Origin of the sequence: uncultured Turicibacter sp. (genome assembly GCF_938044715.1) — a bacterium.
Lineage (GTDB): Bacteria > Bacillota_I > Bacilli_A > MOL361 > Turicibacteraceae > Turicibacter > Turicibacter sanguinis.
Genome location: NZ_CALIOS010000138.1, coordinates 1 through 15,313, shown reverse-complemented (window position 1 = coordinate 15,313; position 15,313 = coordinate 1). Strand labels below are relative to the sequence as shown.

The window sequence follows — 15,313 nt, the reverse complement described above, 5'->3', positions numbered from 1 at the left end:
GTGTGAGAGTGTGCAAAATGAAGCAGTAGTGACCGTTAATAATTTAAATATGTATTTTTATACGAATCAACGTTGTAATAAAGTCATTAATGGCGTTTCGTTTGAAATAAAAAAAGGAAAAACATTATGTATTGTTGGAGAATCAGGATGTGGAAAAAGTGTAACCTCATCTTCTATTATGCAATTGTTACCGAAGTTAGCTCGCATTGAAGCGGGAGAAATTATTTATCATTCGCATCAAGGAGATATTCGAATTGATCAATTAAAGCGCAATGGAAAAGAAATGCGAGCCTTACGTGGGCAGGAGATCTCAATGATTTTTCAAGATCCGATGACGGCTTTAAATCCGGTGTATACAGTTGGATTTCAAATCATGGAAAACATTTTAGCGCATGAAAAAATAAGTAAAAAAGAGGCTCGAGAACGAACATTACAATTATTAAAAAAGATGGGAATCCCATTTCCAGAAAAGCGAATTGATGAGTATCCACATCAGTTTTCAGGTGGAATGCGTCAACGTGCAATGATTGCGATGGCGATGAGTTGCAATCCTAAAGTTTTAATTGCGGATGAACCGACGACTGCACTCGATGTAACGATTCAGGCACAAATTTTTGAGTTAATGAATCAATTAAAGAAAGATCATGAAACGGCTATTTTATTGATTACTCATGATATGGGAGTGGTGAGTGAGCTAGCAGATGATGTTGCAGTGATGTATATGGGAAATATTATTGAGTGTGGAAGTGTTGACGAAATACTAAGAACCCCTGCGCACCCATATACAAAAGCTTTACTGAAATCTATTCCGATTCTAGGAAAAGGAAGTCATCAAGATCTTCAACCAATCAAAGGTTCAACACCTGATCCATTTGATCGTCCGACTGGATGTCAATTTGCACCACGTTGTGAGTTTTCGTGTGAAAAATGTAATCAAATGCCAGGGGAAACCATGGTTGATGGCACGCATATGGTTCGCTGTTTTAAATATAAAGAGGTGATGAATAGTGGAAAATAATCAGGAAGTTTTATTAGAATTAAAAGGGGTTAAGACTTATTTTCCAATTAAATCGGGATTGTTTAATAAAAAGGAACAGTATGTTCAAGCTGTTAATGGAATTGACTTAACCATTTATCGTGGCGAAACGATTGGATTAGTGGGAGAGTCAGGATGTGGGAAAACAACGCTTGGAAAATCAATCTTACAATTAGTTAGACCAACTGCTGGAGAAATGCTGTATCAATTTCAAGAAGAAGGTCAAAAAGATTTAAGAAAACTGACAGCAGAGGAAATGGATTTGGCCCGACAAAAGATGCAGATTGTGTTTCAAGATCCTCATTCTTCGTTGAATCCTGCGTTTACTATTTATCAATCTTTATCAGATCCTTTGAAAAAATTTGGCGTTAAATCCAAAAAAGAGAGACGACAAATTATTGGTGATTTATTAGAGGCAGTTAATATGCGACGCGATTATATGGATCGTTATCCTAATGAATTTTTGGGTGGTCAACGACAACGAATTGGGATTGCGAGAGCATTAAGTATTAATCCTGAGTTAATCGTTTGTGATGAATCCGTTAGTGCTTTAGACGTTTCTATTCAAGCTCAAGTGTTAAACTTATTAAAACAACTCAAAAAAGAACGAAATTTAACATATATTTTTATTACACACGATTTAAGTGTTGTTGAATATATTAGTGATCGAATTGCGGTGATGTATCTTGGAAAAATTGTTGAACTTGCTAAAACAGATCAGATTTTCTCGCATACGCTTCACCCATATACACAAGCTCTTTTATCGGCTATTCCGGTAGCTGATTTAGATAAAAAGACCGAACGTATTGTTCTTGAGGGCGATGTTCCAAGTCCAGTTAATCCGCCGAGTGGTTGTCATTTTCATGGACGTTGTAAAGATTGTATGGAAAAATGTAAAACAGTCATACCAGAATTAAAACGTTACTTGATTGACGGAGAAGAACATTTTGTGGCTTGTCACCTTGTTGCAGATAAAATGAGTCAAGATGTCGAAGAAGTTATTTAAGGGTTGATGTCGGTTATAAAAGGAGAGGGGAAACGTGACAAAAGATTTTATACTTGAAAAATTAAAAGGGAATTTAATTGTGTCCTGCCAGGCTTTAGAGGGTGAACCATTATATCAAGAGGATTATAGTGTCATGCCTTTGATGGCACGAGCTGCAAAACGTGGGGGAGCTTGTGCGATTCGAACGAATAGTGTTCGTGATGTTGCCTTGATTAAAGAAGAAACAAATTTACCGATTATCGGGATTATTAAAAAACAATACGAAGGGTTTGAGCAATATATTACAGTGACAATGGATGAAGTGGATCAATTAGTTGGGGCTGGTGCAGATATTGTGGCGCTTGATTGTACGTTAAGAGATCGAGTAGATGGACGCAGTGTTAAAGAATTTATTCAGGCTATTAAGGACAAATATCCAGAGTTGTTATTAATGGCTGATATTTCAACATATGAAGAAGGCGTTTATGCCTATGAAAGTGGGGTTGACTTTGTTGGAACGACTTTAAGTGGGTATACCAGTTATTCAATGCCAAGTGGGGGACCTGATTATGAGTTAGTAGAAAAGTTAGCTCAAACAATTAAGGTGCCTGTTATTGCAGAAGGTAAAATTCATTATCCAGAACAAGCGGCTAAAATGCTTGAAATTGGGGCTTTTTCCGTTGTTGTGGGAGGGGCTATTACAAGGCCTTTAGAAATCACAAAACGATTTGTTGATGCTTTGCATCAAGATTAGAAACAATAAAACAAAAAGAACCAGGTGTCAGATTACATAGACACCTGGTTTTTCTTTTGGTAAAATCAAATTAATATAATATAAAGGATGGATGAGGCGTGTCGTTACCAAGATATCGTGAAATTGCACGAGAATTAAAAGAGCAAATACAAGTGGGACATTATAAAGAGCATCAAACGATTCCTTCAGAACCGGAATTAGCGAAACTTTATGATGTGAGTCGGATGACAGCACGTCAAGCGATTAATGAATTAGTGTACGAAGGTGTTTTGTATCGCGTAAAAGGGAAAGGAACGTTTGTTAATCATCAAAAGTATGAAAAAAGCATTCATGGACTGACAAGTTTTAGCGAAGATATGATTCAAAAAGGATTCAAACCGAGTAGTCGATTAATTAGTCAGACCGTGAGGCTCGCCAATGAAATCGTTGCAAGTAAACTTCAAATTAAAGAAGGTCAAGAAGTGATTGAATTAAAACGTGTTCGCATGGCTGATGAAGAACCAATGGCAGTAGAAATTGTTTATTTACCGGTTCAAATTATTAAGTCATTACCTGATGATATCGGCGCTATTTCATTATATGATTACATTGAAAAAGAGTTAGGACTTTTAATTGATTATTCGATTCAAGAAATTGAAGCTATTTCACTAGAAGCCCCGATTAGTACTTATTTAGAAGTAGAAGCGGGAGCACCTTGTTTACTCATTTGTTTACAGTCTTACTTAAAAAGTGGTCAAATTTTTGAATACGTGGAATCATATTACCGAGCCGATCGCTATAAATTTATTCAGCCAGCTTATCGAAAAGGAATTTAAGGGGGATTTAAAAAATGAAAAAAATAAAATATTTAGCCGGAATCATCATGTGTGCCATGACTTTAATCGTAATGGGATGCAGTAAAGTTGAATTACCAGATGAAATTATTTATCCAGAAGTTGAAACACCTGAACAATTACCGATTGTGACGATGGTTATTAAAGATTATGGAACCATTGAAGCCCAATTGTATCCGCAGATCGCACCGAATACCGTGTATAATTTTATTTCATTAATCGAAAAAGGGTTTTATGATGGATTAACGATTCATCGAGTGGATAAAGGATTTGTTTTACAAGGTGGGGATCCGACAGGAATTGGAAGTGGTGGACCTGGTTATCAAATTGTTGGAGAATTTGCAGCGAATGGGATTGGAAATGATTTAAAACATACAGAAGGTGTATTATCGATGGCACGTTCAAATGATATGGACAGTGCCGGAAGTCAATTCTTTATTATGCTGGGTGAATTTCCTCATTTAGATGGTTCTTATGCAGCTTTTGGAAAAGTGATTAGTGGAATGGATGTAGCGCATGCTTTAGAATCATTAACGGTTGCGCCTGATGGAAGACCCGTTGATAAAGAAGTCATCATTGAGTCTATGACGGTGAATACGTTTGGGATTGATTATCCTGAACCAGAAGTAATTTCAGAATAGGAAAAAGAGGCCAAGGGCCTCTTTTTGTTTATGATAATTTAACTTTACAAACTGCTTTTTGAACGAGTTCGTGATTGATTTTTAATTTTGGCATGTGAATATCTTCTGGAAACACGATGACGAATGTTTCAGGATAACATGGACAGTTAATCAACGGAGTTCCCTCAAATTCAATGAAATCAGTTTTCTCGTCATAAGTTGTTTTGATATTTAAATCACTAACATCTGCATATCCTAAGTATTCGCATCCTGATAACACGAGATGGATATCTAAATAATTTTGATGCCCCTCAAGTAAGCAATTAGAAAGTTCTTCTCCATAGTAATCAAATCGATTAATAAAGACATCATTTCCATCAATTTCAGTTTTGCCTAGTGGTAAAGTCGATAAATCATGATTTGAAATAAAATCAATAGCTGTATCTAAGTTTTGGTTTAATCCTTTGTAACGTGGTAAGTCTTTTAGTTTTCCGATTATCATTGTTATTCCCCCTCAACATCCATATTATACCACATTCCATCCTTTAGGTAAGAGGTTACATATAAGAGTTGAAGATGAATTTTGAATGAATTAAGTCATTCTAATTTTTAAGCAAATTGAAGGTTTGGAAAATTGAAAAAAACAGAAAATAAAATTAAAAATACTTTACATATGAAGAGGATAGGAACTAGAAATTAGGAGCAGGGATAGATCGATTATAAAGTATGAAAGTTATGACGTGGGTGATAAAAAACGAGTAGGGGCTAACTCTACCCGTTTTTTGGCTTTTACTGATGAAATGACATTTATTTTGATTTTTATTCATAAAATGAAATGAAATACTGTGAGTGAATGGATGGAAAGGGAGTAGGGGGAAAGAAATGGATGATTTAAATCGTGCCTATCAAGTATTAGGAGTGAATGCTTCGATGTCGCTTGAAGAAATTGAAGCGATTTATGATGAGCTCGTTTTGAAATATAAAAAAGAGGCTAAGTGTAATATGTATTACAGGCAGAAGCTACAGGAATGGGAGGAAGCTTATGACTGTATTATGGAATGCCGATTAGACGAATTAGATGAAAGAGCGGAAGAAATGGATCGTATCTATCCGAGTCTCTCTGGTGCTTCGAATCATTTGGTTAAAGAAATTAAAATTGGCATGATAGTAGGAGTAACAGTTTTAATCATGCTTGGAATAGTAGTGGTTGAGCAAATGTACTTTACAAAACAGACCTCAATTCAAGGAACTGAAAATCTCATCTCAGATGTTATTTCATCCGATTTAAATTCTGAATTATTTTATTTGGCGAATCACTTCACGTTAAACCTTGGAAAATTTAAGTCAACTGATGAGTGGGATTGGGGATACTATGAAAATGGACCGACTTGGACGGTTGTCGTCGTACTTGAAGTCACGGAAGCGACGGATTTGGGAGCTCTGATTAATTTAAATAATTTTCGATTAAATTCCGATTATCCGACGATTAGTATTCCTGAGGATGTTTATCTAGATTCTGATGTTAATCATATTCATTACTTAGGGGCTTACAGTGAGATTGTGCCTAAAAGTCAGAAATTTGGGATTGTTTTTAATGTCGATGCCTTTTACGAGGGAGAAGAGCGTTTTATTTATTATCATCATCCAGATGGACGTGTTCAAACGGTGGGATCGTTGTATTTTGAACAAGAAACTCGTGGAATATATGTGGATAATTTTTAAGGAGGGGATGGCATGTCATTCATGCAAAAGTTATCGGGTAATTCGGTAGAGATTCATCCTGATAAGGTGGATGAGAAGTTTAAACGAATTTTAAATTCAGATGAGGAGATTAAGTTTGCTTTTAAATCATTTCGAGACTATATTGTGTTGACAAATAAACGATTAATCCTATCAGATGTCCAGGGTGTGACGGGAAGTAAGGTTGAGTATGTAAACATTCCCTATCATAAAATTTCGTGTTTTAGTTTGGAGGCAGCTGGAACAGTGGATTTAGATGTTGATTTTAAGATCTGGGTATCAGGATATGGCGTTATTGAAAAAACCATTGCAAGGGGTGTTAATGTCACAGAAGTGAGCAAAATTTTAGCGGCTTATATTTGTTAATAAGAAAAAGAGAGGAGTGTACCTCTCTTTTAACATTTCGGATTCCAACCTTTTAACACACGTTCGCGAGTATAATAAGTTGGATGATTAATGACTTTGGCATATGAAGCGCGTTGATGTGGTGTTGCACCGGGACCATAACTGTTGTATTCAACAAATTGTACAGTGTTATGAGAGCTTAATTTTCCCCAATCATCCCATCCTAGAGGATGAATATGATGGCCCATATAGCAATTTAAAAAAGCAACGTGTGCATATTCTCTCCAAGGTCGACCAAGGAAAACTGTGTGCGGTGTGGCATTACTTAATAATTGGCAAGATTCAAAGACGTAGCCGTAGGGTTCTTCTTTTTGAGTAGAGGCAGCTGTAATATAACTGTGTCCGTTTAATGCATTTGAAAAAAGAGTACATTTTTCAAAGTAAGCCGTTGCGCTTCCAAAGATAAAATCAATATCTCCTTGAATGTAGCAGTTGTTAAAGTATTGGCGCCCCACTTCTCGTTTAGCGTGTTCTCTTGGGCCGACAAAAGACCCAGGCTTAATAGGTGCTGGTGGTAGAGGTCCCGTAAATAGCGTATCTTGATGCGCCAGGAAATAGCAGTCGTGAAATTGAATACAATCTCCATCTACATATAATGCGAGTGCTTGTCCTACCTCACTTCCTTTTCCCGCTTCGTTTTTAAAGGTTAAGTTAGAAAAGCATAAATGATTAGCTCCAACTAAAGCCGTATACGTTCGAAAGGTCTGATAAATTTCATCTTCATTCCATTGCTTTTTGGCATAATCAGAGAAGGTAATGATTGTTTCTTTTGCCTCTTCCCCAATAAAGGTTAAATGGGGCTTTTCAATCACCAATTTTTCTTCATAGACTCCCTTTTTAATATAAATCGTTTCAGGTTTACTATCTGAGATGGAATCAACCGCTTCTTGAATCGTAAAAAAATCTCCTGTTCCATCTAATGCGACACGTATCATCGTTTTTCCCCCCGGTATTAGAATTATAATAAAATTATATCAATAATTTTCTATAAATGTATCGTTAAATGAGCATTAGATGGAAGGAAAAAGAAAATCATTGATTAGAAGGTGATAAATTTCAAAAATCTACAATAAACTATAGTATAAGAGCTAAAGAAAAGGATGTGATCAAATGGAAATCAAAATTATGAGTCAACAAGAAGCACAGGATTGGAGCTATGACCAATGGATGGGCGTTGCTTTATTGGTATCCATTGTTGGAACAAATACAGAGCCCCCAAACTTTTATCATAACCCAAGAATTGTTGAAAAAATATCATTAGCCTTTGATGATATTACGGAGGTAGCGGATAGTCAAACGTTACTGTCTGAGGCGCAGTGTCATCAAATTAAAGATTTTGTCTTAGATCATGCAGAAGAAGTAGAAAGTATCGTCATTCATTGCTTAGCGGGTGTATCTCGTGGTGCTGCGATTGCTTTTGCTATTTGCCGTTTACTTGGAATGGATGACATGTGGATTTGGACGTCTAATTGTTATAAACCAAATTCGTATTGTGTTGAAAAGTTAAATCGGGTTTTAAACTTAGGTTTAACCGAAGAGGAAATTGATGCTCGGCACGCCTTAATCACCTTAGAAAAAGTCAGCTAAAACCATTTGTTGTAAGCGTTGATAAAAATAGGGTGACATGTTAAGATAAGGGTGAAATACTTCTGAATGGGGATGAGTTTATGGAAGCGCAAAAAAGATTTAACCTTAGTCTTGTGACTGCTGTTTTAAACTTAATTGCAGGAGTTGTCTATTTGTTAGTAAAACTCGTAATTCCACAAATTGAATTAACAGGTGGGCTATCGGAACCAGCAAAAGGGTTTTCTGGTTTCATGCTATTAGTGTTCTCTTGTTTCGCACTAGGATTACTTGTTCTTAACCTCATTACAATGGCTTACTTAAATCGAGAAGGAAAAAAAGTGAAAGGAGCTGTGATTGGAGCAATTGGTCATACTTTTTCATTTTTTGCAATTGGTGCCTTTTATGGCATTCCATCGTTCGTTTTATGCCTCATTAGTTCCTTGTTATTATTTAAGCCTAAAAAGTATTAAACTAAAAAGACATCAGCTATGATTTGCTGATGTCTTTTTGTTTTGTTTTATATTCTTTAATCAGAACGATTAAAGCAATAAATGCAGTAAAACTTCCGACTAAAAACGGTAATTTACTTCCATAGTCATATAAGAAACCAGCAAGTAAAGAACCGACAATCATCCCAAGAGATCTGGCCGAATTCTGGATTCCCATGATTTCGCCAGCATTGTCTTTTGCATGTTTTGAAATCATACTCTGATAAATCGGTTGTGCTAATGGTAAGACGATGAAGAAGATGATTAAGAATAATCCAACAATTATCAGATTAGAACTAAAGGCCCACATAAACAATGAGAAAGCAGTTAAGGCGATGACCACCATTAATGTTTTTAGTTCATCGTATTTAGCAGCCAGTTTTGGACTAATTAAGAAGTTAACTAAAATGGCACAAATGGGTGCGATACTTAAAACGAGTCCATTTAATTGAGTTGGAAGTTTTAAATCTGATTCAACAAAGTAACCGATTGTTGAATTATAAGACGTTGTGGTAATGTTCATAAAGGCAACCGTTATAATCAAGCTTCCAAGTGTTGATTTAAAATCAATCGATTTCTGGCTCAGTTTTAAGTGGTTAGTCGCAATAGAGGCTTTTCCTTCTTTTTTCGTTTCAATGGTTTCTTTTGTGAAAAGACCAAGTGCAATCGTTAATAAGATGCAGGCAATAAATTGGGCGATGAATGTGTACTTATAATTTGACGCTCCGATCCATCCTCCAATATTAGACCCGAGAGCGGCTCCCATTGCTGTTGTGGCAGCTAAGTAGGCCAGTGATTTAGCACGATTTTCTTTTGTTGAAAGATCGCTAATAGAGGCCATTATAACAGCGACGTAACTAACGCTTAAAATTCCCCCAAGAATCCTGAAGATTGAAATGACACCTGCTGTTTGGCTAAGTCCGAATCCAAGTTGTACGGTTCCATATCCTAAAACACCAAGCATCAAGAAGCGTTTACGCCCTTTGTAATCGGAAAGACTTCCCCAAATCGGTGAAAAAATATAGCTACCTAGAGACATCATGGCAAAAAATAATCCAAACATATATGACGGTAGCCCTAATTCATTAATAAGGCGAGGTGTGACGGGATGAGCAAAGTTAAAGACCGTCATGATTAACAAGTTAAAAATCAAAAATTTTCTTAATGATTGTTGTTCCATGTATCCTCCTAATTTTGAGACATTTAACTATCATTATATAAGACTTATCCTATGAATTCAAATGACACATTCTTTGTTTTTTTTCTGACATGAATAAAAACGTCGAATTCTTTTTTTTGATTAAAGTCATACGCTGAATCTAAATCACGTAAGCTACAATATAAAGAATTATTTTAAAATAATGAGACATCATGAATGAGGATTGTTATGTCGTAACGATAAAGATAACACATAAAAAAAGATCTAATAGCACATACGAAAGGGGGAAGTTGCTAAAGTTAATCACTTTGGCAATGAGGGAGATGTCGACTAGAAAAAGAAAGTATTATCGTAACTGGTATCAAGAATGGAAACTCGAAGAAGAATTAGAGGAAGGAAAACAGCTATATGAAAAACCACGAATAGACCCGACACAATATAAGGCGAATCATGATTTAAGCCGTCAGTACGCAGGGAATCGTCAAAATCATAAATCCTCAAATCAACACCTCAACTTATCGCTTTCAAATGATGGAATGGGAGCTGATGTTTTACGAGGTATATTAGTGGGGCTACCACTTGTCATTGTTTTAGTTACTATTTTGTATGCAAGTGGCGTGATTCCACAAGAAAAACTTCTTGGATTATTTGGAGTGAATTCAGTGAGTCCAATCACAGCATATCTAACCGAGTATGACGAATTAATGTCAATGCATAATGAAGTGAATCAACAACTTACCTCACATTTAAAATTAAATGATTTTTCAGATAGCTATAAACAAGAACTTCAAACTATTCAGCAAAATATTGAAATTAAAACCACTGGTATCAGTGAAGGGGCAGATGAATCTTTTTCTAATTTAAATCGCCTATTATCTTATAAATTAGCTAGCTTAAATCAAATGGTAGAATTAGTCATAGCAAATGAAAGCATGACATCTGAAGTCAGCGATTATTATAGCCAATTTGTGACCGATCAAAATCAAGTGGGCACACAAATTACATCGGAACTGACATCATTGCTTGATCAGCAAAACATTAAGTACGTGAAACAAGTCAATGGAACCATTGAAATTAAATAAAAAAAAAGTCATTCAGTGAATAATTGAATGACTTTTTTTGTTTAAACGGTTTCTTAATCGTTCATGATATAAAGGATACTTTCGGTTTAAACTGATACGATTCAAACGACAAAGTTAGATAATCGTTGCCACCAGTTCAGATTAATGATAAACTTAAAAATGGTATTTTGGGCCATCTTAAAAACGACGTTGTGAGTTTGAGTAAGATGGATAGAATAAAAGAGTAGTTTAAATCTAATTTTGTAATTAAATGTCATCTCAGTATTCGTTTAACTAAACGATCTACTTTAAGATAAGGAGAAATATATATGGATTATCAATTAATTGCAACAACCACATTTGGAATTGAAGCCGTAACAGCTCGCGAATTAAAACGATTAGGTTACGAAGATTTAAAATTAGAAAATGGTAAGGTTCATTTTGAAGGAGATGAAATGGACATCGCCATTACAAATACATGGTTACGTACAGCAGAACGTGTTTTAATCAAAGTAGCAGAATTTGAAGCGACAACATTCGAAGATTTATTTAATCAAACAGAAGCCATTGACTGGAGTCAATACATTCCAGTTAACGGGAAAATGCATGTTGTAGGGAAGTCGGTAAAATCAACTTTACACAGTGTACCTGACTGCCAATCAATCGTAAAAAAAGCCGTTGTTAAAAGTATGCAACGCGCGTATAACCAAGATTGGTTTACAGAAGATGGACCGGTTTATAAAATTGAAGTAGCATTACTTAAAGACGTTGTGACATTAACAATCGATACATCAGGAGCGGGACTACACAAACGTGGATATCGTGAATTCGCTGGAGAAGCTCCGTTAAAAGAAACATTAGCAGCAGCTTTAGTTTACTTATCACGTTGGAAACCAGAACGCTTACTGGTTGACCCATTCTGTGGATCGGGAACGATTTTAATTGAAGCAGCTTTAATTGGAAATAATATTGCACCTGGATTAAATCGTCAATTTGTTTGCGAAGATTGGCCATCAATGGATCCTGAAATTTTTGAACAAGTTCGTGACAGTGCTCGTAAAGCCATCAAGAATAACTCATTACGTATGTTTGGTTATGATATAGATGGACAAGTTTTACGTACGGCTCGTCAAAATGCTGAAAAAGCAGGAGTTGCTAAAGCAATTGAATTCCATCAATTAGACTTCCATAAATTCTCTTCTAATTATAAATACGCCTATATGATTACAAATCCTCCATATGGAGAACGTATCGGTGAAGAGGATGAAGTCTTCAAATTAAACAAAAAATTAGGAATCATGAAACGTAAATTAGATACTTGGGATTTCAATATCTTAACGTCGTTCTCTAAATTTGAAAAAGCATTTGGACGTGAAGCGGATAAAAACCGTAAATTATATAATGGACGTATCTTAACACGTTACTATCAATATTTTGATAATAACTTAAAACAAAAATATGGAGCAGTCGTATCTGAAACAGCTGTTTCAACAGAAGAATAATCATTAAAAGCTACTTTTTTAAGTAGCTTTTAAAATTTTTTTATAAAATATGAATAATTTTAAAAATAAAACCAACAATATTAATGATAGTTCCATCAGTTTTAATATTTAATAAATGACATGTATTAGATGAGATGTAACTAATTAATTAAAATGATTTTATTTTTGGAGGTTTTTTTAACATGGCAACAGGAACTGTAAAATGGTTTAATGCTGACAAAGGATACGGATTTATTACTGTTGATAACGGTGATGAAGTGTTTGCTCACTTCTCAGAAATTCAAAGTGATGGATTTAAAACATTAGAAGAAGGTCAAAAAGTTGAATTTGAAATTACTCAAGGAAACCGCGGACCACAAGCTTCTCATATCGTTAAACTATAAGCATTAACTTAAGAGACTATTAGACTTTCCTGATAGTCTCTTTTTTTATTTATTGCATGTCATTTTATAAATAAAAGAATCAATGGTACAATAAGAGAGGATAAGGAAGGTGCAAAATATGAAACACATTCATATCAAAGATTTAAAACCTCAATTAAATGAGATCAATTTAATAGATATTCGCGAGGCATTAGAATTTAAAACGTTACCTAAATTAGCGCAAGCCAGACATATCCCGATGCAAGAATTAGTGAGAGAACCCCATCAATATTTATCAAAAACAGAGTGCTATTATTTAATTTGTCGTTCAGGAGCTCGTACGGAGCAAGTGACAGCATACCTAAATTCTTTAGGATACGATGTCATCAATGTATTAGGTGGAATGTTAGAATATCGATAGGTTGGAGTTGTATTTTATGACAACTCTTTTTTTTATGAGCTAAACATAATCTCTCGTTATATTTAAGTGTTTATAAAAATAAGGTGTAATAAAAGGTAAAGGGGAGAATTTAATGGGGGCAGTGAAAACATGAATAAAATAATGAAAGTAATGATATACATAGGAGTAATCATTATTTTAATAGGGGGAGTTTGGATGTGTTTTGATTTGGGACAAGTATTCAAAAAAACAGCTTATACAGGAAATGAAATAGCTAAACATGTCATCATGATTAGTTTAGATGGTGTATATGAAGCGGATTTTGATAACTTAATGCAACGCCCTGTTTTTTTAGAGTTAATTAACAGGGGAGCCTATTCTAATCAAGTAACTACCGTCTATCCAACCTTAACTTATCCCATCCATACTTCAATCGTCACTGGAACGACTCCGGATAAACACGGAATTTATCATAATCACCAGCTACAGGTAGGAGTCCCAATCAAAAACCAAACGTGGTACTGGTATCAAGATGAAGTAAAAGTTCCTTCATTGTTTGATAAACTCGCACAACATCAATTTGTGACGGCTAGTATTTTATGGCCAGTCACAGGGCGAGGAAATATCACTTATAATATTCCTGAAATTATTGCCTTAGCAGGAGAAAACCAAGCAACGAAATTATTAGAAAGTGGTACACCGATGTACTTGGTTAAGTCCTATTTGAAATATGGAAAAATCCTAGGAGATGGTACCCAACCTAAGTTAGATCAATTTTCAACCGCTGTAGCAGTTGATACGATAAAATCTAAGAAACCTAATTTGTTAGCGATACATCTTATTTCCGTTGATCATTTTCGGCATGATTTTGGTGTTGAATCTATTGAATCGGTGAAGGCATTTAATGTGTATGAGCAATCAGTGATGGAAATTGTAGAAGCAGTAAAGAAAGCGGGATATTATGATGATACAGTCTTTGTTGTGACAAGTGATCATGGGCAGATGGATGTTCATCAGAATGTTTATTTAAATAATGTGTTAAAAAGAGCGGGTTATATCACTGAAACAGAAGATGGACTAGATTACAAAGCTTATGTTCAATCCCTTGGGTTAGGAGCTTATGTTTATATTAAAGACCACGATTCAGTTATCAAAAAAGAAGTGATGACGTTACTGCGATCTGTCATGCAAGATCCTACTTACGGTATTGAAACTATCTATACAGTTAATGACTTGAAGCGTCTTCATGCTTCATCAGATGTTGATATTGCAATTGAAGCCAAGGCGGGCTATCAATTTAAAGATGATTTAACCTCTAAAGATGTTAAATCAAATTTTACAAAAGGTAATCATGGCTACTCACCGCTTAAGGCAGGTTATAAAACTATTGTCATGATTTCAGGTGTCGGGATAAAAAATCAATTTGAGATGGGAAATATAAGCGTCATGGATATTGCTCCAACTATTGCTAGCATACTAGGATTAGATTTTTATGATTGTGATGGCAGGGTGTTGAATGAAATATTTGAAGAAGGGGAAAAAGAAAATGAGTGAGTTAGATATTATACGCATGATACAAAGTATACATAATGAAGTTTTAGATCAAGTGGTTCAGTTTATCACGATGTTAGGAGAAAGTGCCGTTATTTTGTCGGTGATTCTTTGTATTTACTGGGGCTATAATAAAAAGTTTGGTGAATACATAGGCTATTCTTATTTTACAAGTTGTTTGTTAAATAATTGGATTAAGAATATTTTTAAAGCAGAACGTCCGATTGGTAAAGAAGGGATTCGTTCTCTAAGAACTCAGACGGCAACAGGTTATTCATTTCCAAGCGGACATACGCAAGGAGCCTCTTCAACCTATTTTGCGATAGGAATATTCCTGAAGAAGCGCTCGATTAGATGGGGAAGTTTACTTCTTATATTATTAGTTGCGATTTCTAGACTCTACTTAGGTGTTCATTATCCGCGTGATGTAATAGTTGGATTACTGCTTGGAATTATAGTCGCAACGATTACGTATTATCTTTATGAAAGAACAGAAAATAAACAGTTCTTATATTTAGCGACTTTAATTGTTTTCATTCCTGGGATTTTTATGACTTCAATAGATTTTTCAAAATCATTAGGAACATTTATTGGATTTGCGCTCGGAACAACAATTGAAAAAAGGTATATTCAATTTCAAGAGAATACAACACTAGTGATTAAAATCTTAAGATGCTTAATTGGAATTCTTGTTATTTTAAGTCTTAAACATGTATTCAAAGAAATCCTAGGAGAGATTAGGAATGCAACTTTTATTATTTATAGCAGTATAAGTTTTATAGGATTTGGTATCTATCCCTTGTTTTTTAAGGGGAAAGGACAAGAGAAAAAGTAGCATCATTAGATGCTAA

General features: G+C 35.0%; 18 protein-coding genes. 15 read left to right on the top strand and 3 right to left on the bottom strand.

The window, feature by feature from the left end:
* The first annotated feature begins 10 nt into the window (after positions 1 to 10).
* The 5 genes from QWC74_RS13090 to QWC74_RS13070 all read left to right on the top strand — a co-directional run bounded on the left by QWC74_RS13090 (position 11) and on the right by QWC74_RS13070 (position 4,249).
* Complete coding sequence (locus QWC74_RS13090; RefSeq protein ID WP_262951738.1) at positions 11 to 1,018, top strand: ABC transporter ATP-binding protein; 1,008 nt, start codon at positions 11 to 13, stop codon at positions 1,016 to 1,018.
* The gene (locus QWC74_RS13085; RefSeq protein WP_006785784.1) at positions 1,008 to 2,042 is read left to right on the top strand and encodes an ABC transporter ATP-binding protein; all 1,035 of its coding nucleotides are present in this window, start codon (positions 1,008 to 1,010) and stop codon (positions 2,040 to 2,042) included. The genes QWC74_RS13090 and QWC74_RS13085 overlap by 11 nt, the downstream gene beginning before the upstream one ends.
* Before the next feature lie 34 nt (positions 2,043 to 2,076).
* Positions 2,077 to 2,775 carry an N-acetylmannosamine-6-phosphate 2-epimerase gene (locus tag QWC74_RS13080; protein ID WP_006785783.1) on the top strand — a complete coding sequence of 233 codons (699 nt, stop codon included), beginning with the start codon at positions 2,077 to 2,079 and terminating at the stop codon, positions 2,773 to 2,775.
* A gap of 98 nt (positions 2,776 to 2,873) precedes the next feature.
* On the top strand, positions 2,874 to 3,590 hold the full coding sequence (locus QWC74_RS13075) for a GntR family transcriptional regulator (protein WP_006785782.1): 717 nt from the start codon (positions 2,874 to 2,876) through the stop codon (positions 3,588 to 3,590).
* Positions 3,591 to 3,742: 152 nt separating this feature from the next.
* On the top strand, positions 3,743 to 4,249 hold the full coding sequence (locus tag QWC74_RS13070; RefSeq protein WP_345770257.1) for a peptidylprolyl isomerase: 507 nt from the start codon (positions 3,743 to 3,745) through the stop codon (positions 4,247 to 4,249).
* Between the two features lie 28 nt (positions 4,250 to 4,277).
* On the opposite strand, the gene QWC74_RS13065 is transcribed toward QWC74_RS13070, so the two are convergent.
* On the bottom strand, positions 4,278 to 4,730 hold the full coding sequence (locus QWC74_RS13065; protein ID WP_006785780.1) for a YhcH/YjgK/YiaL family protein: 453 nt from the start codon (positions 4,728 to 4,730) through the stop codon (positions 4,278 to 4,280).
* Between the two features lie 380 nt (positions 4,731 to 5,110).
* Between QWC74_RS13065 and QWC74_RS13060 the strand changes: the two genes are divergently transcribed.
* Positions 5,111 to 5,950 (top strand): hypothetical protein, encoded by an 840-nt coding sequence (locus tag QWC74_RS13060; RefSeq protein WP_006785779.1) that lies wholly within the window; start codon positions 5,111 to 5,113, stop codon positions 5,948 to 5,950.
* A gap of 12 nt (positions 5,951 to 5,962) precedes the next feature.
* The gene (locus tag QWC74_RS13055) at positions 5,963 to 6,334 is read left to right on the top strand and encodes a PH domain-containing protein (RefSeq protein ID WP_006785778.1); all 372 of its coding nucleotides are present in this window, start codon (positions 5,963 to 5,965) and stop codon (positions 6,332 to 6,334) included.
* A gap of 29 nt (positions 6,335 to 6,363) precedes the next feature.
* Here QWC74_RS13055 and QWC74_RS13050 read toward each other — a convergent pair whose 3' ends face one another.
* A complete protein-coding gene (locus QWC74_RS13050; protein ID WP_288994189.1) occupies positions 6,364 to 7,308 on the bottom strand; it encodes a pectinesterase family protein in 945 nt (314 codons plus the stop codon).
* A gap of 175 nt (positions 7,309 to 7,483) precedes the next feature.
* Here QWC74_RS13050 and QWC74_RS13045 point away from each other — a divergent pair, with 175 nt between their 5' ends.
* Together QWC74_RS13045 and QWC74_RS13040 are read left to right on the top strand one after the other, a co-directional pair.
* Complete coding sequence (locus QWC74_RS13045) at positions 7,484 to 7,960, top strand: dual specificity protein phosphatase family protein (protein WP_006785776.1); 477 nt, start codon at positions 7,484 to 7,486, stop codon at positions 7,958 to 7,960.
* Positions 7,961 to 8,040: 80 nt separating this feature from the next.
* A complete protein-coding gene (locus QWC74_RS13040) occupies positions 8,041 to 8,409 on the top strand; it encodes a hypothetical protein (RefSeq protein WP_006785775.1) in 369 nt (122 codons plus the stop codon).
* A 16-nt stretch (positions 8,410 to 8,425) separates the two neighbouring features.
* Here QWC74_RS13040 and QWC74_RS13035 read toward each other — a convergent pair whose 3' ends face one another.
* Positions 8,426 to 9,607, bottom strand: coding sequence for an MFS transporter (locus QWC74_RS13035; protein WP_006785774.1), 1,182 nt, complete (start codon positions 9,605 to 9,607; stop codon positions 8,426 to 8,428).
* Between the two features lie 269 nt (positions 9,608 to 9,876).
* Between QWC74_RS13035 and QWC74_RS13030 the strand changes: the two genes are divergently transcribed.
* The 6 genes from QWC74_RS13030 to QWC74_RS13005 all read left to right on the top strand — a co-directional run bounded on the left by QWC74_RS13030 (position 9,877) and on the right by QWC74_RS13005 (position 15,297).
* Positions 9,877 to 10,668: a hypothetical protein gene (locus QWC74_RS13030; protein ID WP_237701300.1), complete on the top strand. Its 792-nt coding sequence runs from the start codon at positions 9,877 to 9,879 to the stop codon at positions 10,666 to 10,668.
* Between the two features lie 308 nt (positions 10,669 to 10,976).
* Positions 10,977 to 12,149, top strand: a complete 1,173-nt coding sequence (locus tag QWC74_RS13025) for a class I SAM-dependent RNA methyltransferase (protein WP_006785772.1) — start codon at positions 10,977 to 10,979, stop codon at positions 12,147 to 12,149.
* A gap of 182 nt (positions 12,150 to 12,331) precedes the next feature.
* Positions 12,332 to 12,532 (top strand): cold-shock protein, encoded by a 201-nt coding sequence (locus QWC74_RS13020; protein ID WP_006785771.1) that lies wholly within the window; start codon positions 12,332 to 12,334, stop codon positions 12,530 to 12,532.
* Positions 12,533 to 12,650: 118 nt separating this feature from the next.
* The gene (locus QWC74_RS13015) at positions 12,651 to 12,932 is read left to right on the top strand and encodes a rhodanese-like domain-containing protein (protein WP_006785770.1); all 282 of its coding nucleotides are present in this window, start codon (positions 12,651 to 12,653) and stop codon (positions 12,930 to 12,932) included.
* Positions 12,933 to 13,127: 195 nt separating this feature from the next.
* On the top strand, positions 13,128 to 14,465 hold the full coding sequence (locus QWC74_RS13010) for an alkaline phosphatase family protein (protein ID WP_006785769.1): 1,338 nt from the start codon (positions 13,128 to 13,130) through the stop codon (positions 14,463 to 14,465).
* Positions 14,458 to 15,297, top strand: a complete 840-nt coding sequence (locus tag QWC74_RS13005; protein WP_006785768.1) for a phosphatase PAP2 family protein — start codon at positions 14,458 to 14,460, stop codon at positions 15,295 to 15,297. Before QWC74_RS13010 ends, QWC74_RS13005 begins: the two co-directional genes overlap by 8 nt.
* The last annotated feature ends 16 nt before the right edge of the window (positions 15,298 to 15,313 follow it).

Coding starts and splice junctions, on each gene's coding strand:
- QWC74_RS13005 (WP_006785768.1), top strand. CDS start 14,458: ATGAGTGAGTTAGATATTATACGCATGATACAAAGTATACATAATGAA.
- QWC74_RS13010 (WP_006785769.1), top strand. CDS start 13,128: ATGTGTTTTGATTTGGGACAAGTATTCAAAAAAACAGCTTATACAGGA.
- QWC74_RS13050 (WP_288994189.1), bottom strand. CDS start 7,308: ATGATACGTGTCGCATTAGATGGAACAGGAGATTTTTTTACGATTCAA.
- QWC74_RS13035 (WP_006785774.1), bottom strand. CDS start 9,607: ATGGAACAACAATCATTAAGAAAATTTTTGATTTTTAACTTGTTAATC.
- QWC74_RS13065 (WP_006785780.1), bottom strand. CDS start 4,730: ATGATAATCGGAAAACTAAAAGACTTACCACGTTACAAAGGATTAAAC.
- QWC74_RS13045 (WP_006785776.1), top strand. CDS start 7,484: ATGGAAATCAAAATTATGAGTCAACAAGAAGCACAGGATTGGAGCTAT.
- QWC74_RS13055 (WP_006785778.1), top strand. CDS start 5,963: ATGTCATTCATGCAAAAGTTATCGGGTAATTCGGTAGAGATTCATCCT.
- QWC74_RS13040 (WP_006785775.1), top strand. CDS start 8,041: ATGGAAGCGCAAAAAAGATTTAACCTTAGTCTTGTGACTGCTGTTTTA.
- QWC74_RS13015 (WP_006785770.1), top strand. CDS start 12,651: ATGAAACACATTCATATCAAAGATTTAAAACCTCAATTAAATGAGATC.
- QWC74_RS13060 (WP_006785779.1), top strand. CDS start 5,111: ATGGATGATTTAAATCGTGCCTATCAAGTATTAGGAGTGAATGCTTCG.
- QWC74_RS13070 (WP_345770257.1), top strand. CDS start 3,743: ATGGTTATTAAAGATTATGGAACCATTGAAGCCCAATTGTATCCGCAG.
- QWC74_RS13025 (WP_006785772.1), top strand. CDS start 10,977: ATGGATTATCAATTAATTGCAACAACCACATTTGGAATTGAAGCCGTA.
- QWC74_RS13020 (WP_006785771.1), top strand. CDS start 12,332: ATGGCAACAGGAACTGTAAAATGGTTTAATGCTGACAAAGGATACGGA.